Origin of the sequence: Elstera litoralis, from assembly GCF_000963705.1 — a bacterium.
Lineage (GTDB): Bacteria > Pseudomonadota > Alphaproteobacteria > Elsterales > Elsteraceae > Elstera > Elstera litoralis.
Window position 1 is genome coordinate 1 of the sequence record NZ_LAJY01000232.1, and the last position, 3,129, is coordinate 3,129.

Here is a 3,129-nt window from a genome sequence, read left to right on the forward strand (position 1 = left end):
ATGACCGATAAGAACAGCCCCAACTGCCGAATGGCATGGGCGAAGTTCTCATAGTTCATCGGTTTTGTGATGTAGACGTTCGCCCCTAAATCGTAGCAGCGCTGAATTTCGCGCTGATCGTCAGTCGTCGTCAGAATGATAACCGGCATCCGCCGCGTCTGCGGTGTCGTTTTCAGCTTGGCCAGAATATCCGTGCCGCTCATATCGCGCAGATTAAGGTCGAGCAGAACCAGATGTGGTCGCCCGCCTGCCGCGCCGAGCAAATAGGTAAGCGCGCTGGCCCCATCGGCGAAGGGCAGGAGATCGTTGGACACGCCCGCGCGCCGAATATTCTTCTCGATAAGGCGCGCGTGGCCCGCGTCGTCTTCGATCATGACGATGGTGACCGATTTCATGCGGCGGCTCCTGTTTCGGTCGAACCAAGGGTCGAGCGGAGGTCTGAGGCGATTGTAAACCGAAACACAGTGCCTGTGCGGCCATCGGAGAGAACCCGGATATCGCCGCCCAAACGCCGAACCAGCGTGCGGACATGGGCAAGGCCGATGCCCTCGCCCGGCTGATCCTGCGTGCCCGCGCGGCGAAAGAGCTCAAAAACCCGCTCATGGTCGGCGGGGGCGATGCCCCGGCCATTATCCTCGACTTCGAAAACCAACAGTCGCCCCGCCCCGTGGCCGCGCACGAAAATCTGCCCAGGGCGCGTGGGATCGAGATATTTCACCGCATTATCGAGCAGGTTCATCATGATTTGCCGCAGCGACGCTTCGTCGGAAATCGGCATCGGCAGCGGTGGTATCAGCGTGATCTCGGCGCCAAGGTCGGTCAAGCGATGGCGTAGATTGGCAATACACTCCGCGCACAGCGCCGTCATCGTCACGGGGCGCGGCACCAGCGGCACGCGCCCCAGGCGCGAGAGTTTTAGAATCTCGTTAATCAGCGCGTCCATCCGCGTCATCGACGTGCGGATGAACTGGAGGGCTTCGGGAATATCCTCCTCCACGGCCAGGAAGACGGGGGCTACGGCGGTATCGGATCGATCTGGGGCGCTGTGTTGGAGATAGGCGGCGAAGGTGGCCGTGGCCGTTTCCAACTCGCTGGTAAAGCCCATGATATTGACAAGCGGCGCGCGTAGATCGTGGGTGACGATATAGGCATAGCGCTGCAACTCATCATTGGCGCGGGCCAGCCCCTCGGTGCGTTCTAGGACCCGCTGTTCCAGCTCGGTATTGGCTCGGGCGAGGGCCAGCCGCGCGCTTTCGATTTCTTGCGTGTGCCGCACGATCACGAGGATCGCGCAGACGGCCAGAATCACCACCGCGACCGCCCCCGAAGCGGTGAGCCCGGTGAGGAGCGCCGCGCTGGCCGCCACATCGTCGCTACGGGTGCGTTGAAGGTCGCTGGTTCCGGTTTGAAGATCGGCGACGATGCCCCGAATTTCATCCATCAAAATGCGGCCCCGATTGCCGCGCACAATCGTTAAAATTGAGTCGATATTATCAACCTTCGCCAAATCGAGCGTAAATTCCATTTCCTCGAATTTTTGCTGGGTCACGGCGCGCAGGCGCAGCATGCTGGGGAAACGATAGGGCGGCGGTAGCAGCGCTAAATGCCGGTCAACCGCCTCCAATGCGGCCTGATACCGCGCCTTGGCGTCGCGGTAGGGCGTCAGATAGGCCTCATCCCGCGTGAGTAAATAACCGCGTTGGCCCGTTTCGGCATCCAAGACCGCATCGAGCACCCCTCCAATCGCCTGATCGACGGCGGCGGCTTGCAGGGCTTGATGCATTTGAACCTTGGTTTTCTCGCCGGTCCAAAAAGCGCCGAGGGCGATGAAAACCAAAATCGCCGCCGCAAGGACGGAAAAAATAATATTATAACTGAGGAAGCGCCGATCGATTCTTTCCATTTTTGTCTTTCGGATTAATGGAAATTTAAATGAAATTTGCCGCTGCGCTGAGGGAGATTTTTCAAATTTATACAATCGATTTTGACGAATTGTCAATAAAGCTTAATCTCTTGAGTGCTTATTTTAGGGATTATAGGTGGGTTTTATAAAGAATGGAACGCATCCTATATTTATGCGTTCTATACAAGAGCTTTTTAGGTTTTATCAAAAAATTGCTCGAACTTAAATCTTGTGCATCGGAAGGATTGGTCATGGGTCGTGGTATCTTATTTTGGTTTCTTGGGGTGCCTATCCCCCTTATCATTCTGTATTTAATCTTCTTCAACTGACCCGATCGAACACAGAGAGTATGTCAAAAGGAGAGCCGGTTTCGACCAAACGAAACCGGCTCCCTTGCCTATGTCTCTCTAGGGAGGCCTAGAGAAGACTTTACGCCCCTATTTCCAAATCGGCTTGCCGAGGTCGAGATCTTTTTCCTTGGTCAGACCGCCGACCCCCGCGCCGACCGCGCCGCCGACAACGGCCCCTGTGACTGGCGAACCGAGGATTGCCCCGCCAACCGCGCCGGTGGCGGCACCGATCCCGGCCCCCGACAGGGCGCGATCCGTCGGATTATTCCCGCAGGCAGCCAAGCCGAGCAGGGCGATACCTGCGACGAGTGTGATGATTTTCATGATTGATCTCCGGTGAGACGGTGGCACCCGCCCCCAGCAAAGCCTTTGCCTTGCAGGGGCGGACCGCACGTCTGCTTCAGGGAGGGTCGGATAGACCCGTTAAGAGGCGTATTTATAGTCGGGGAGCGCCTTCAGCGACTCGATGGTCGCGCCCGGCAGCAGCATCTTGCCGTTGGCAACCGACAATTGGCTGTAGGGCACCACGACCAGCTTATCGCCGACGCCCAGGAAGCCGCCGACCGAGAGAACCGCGTAGGGAACCTTCTCGTTCGGGGTGACGATGAGATCATCGACCTTGCCGATGGTTTCGCCGGTATTATTGACCACGGGCGCCCCAACAACTTTCGACGTGCGATAGCCGGTGGTGAGGGATTGCAGGTCAATCTTCATCGGCGCGAAGGTTTGCGGAGCACCTTGAGCAAAAGCGGACCCGGTTAGAAGCGTCGCAACGAGAAGGCCCGTGGTTGCAATCGTTGATTTCTTCATAATGAAATTCCTTTATCTGTGACATCGGTGGTACAGCATTCCTACTGTCCTCACTCTATCAACGCG

General features: G+C 57.3%; 4 protein-coding genes. All 4 read right to left on the reverse strand.

All coding sequences use genetic code 11. From position 1 onward, the window contains the following. Positions 1-395: response regulator (locus VZ95_RS09940; RefSeq protein WP_045775705.1), on the reverse strand; the 395-nt coding region annotated here is incomplete at its 3' end. Continuing rightward, positions 392-1,903, reverse strand: coding sequence for a sensor histidine kinase (locus tag VZ95_RS09945; RefSeq protein ID WP_052711657.1), 1,512 nt, complete (start codon positions 1,901-1,903; stop codon positions 392-394). The genes VZ95_RS09940 and VZ95_RS09945, both read right to left, overlap by 4 nt. A gap of 437 nt (positions 1,904-2,340) precedes the next feature. Next, the gene (locus VZ95_RS09950) at positions 2,341-2,577 is read right to left on the reverse strand and encodes a YMGG-like glycine zipper-containing protein (RefSeq protein WP_045775706.1); all 237 of its coding nucleotides are present in this window, start codon (positions 2,575-2,577) and stop codon (positions 2,341-2,343) included. Between the two features lie 99 nt (positions 2,578-2,676). Beyond that, complete coding sequence (locus VZ95_RS09955; protein ID WP_045775707.1) at positions 2,677-3,063, reverse strand: PRC-barrel domain-containing protein; 387 nt, start codon at positions 3,061-3,063, stop codon at positions 2,677-2,679. Positions 3,064-3,129 lie beyond the last annotated feature (66 nt).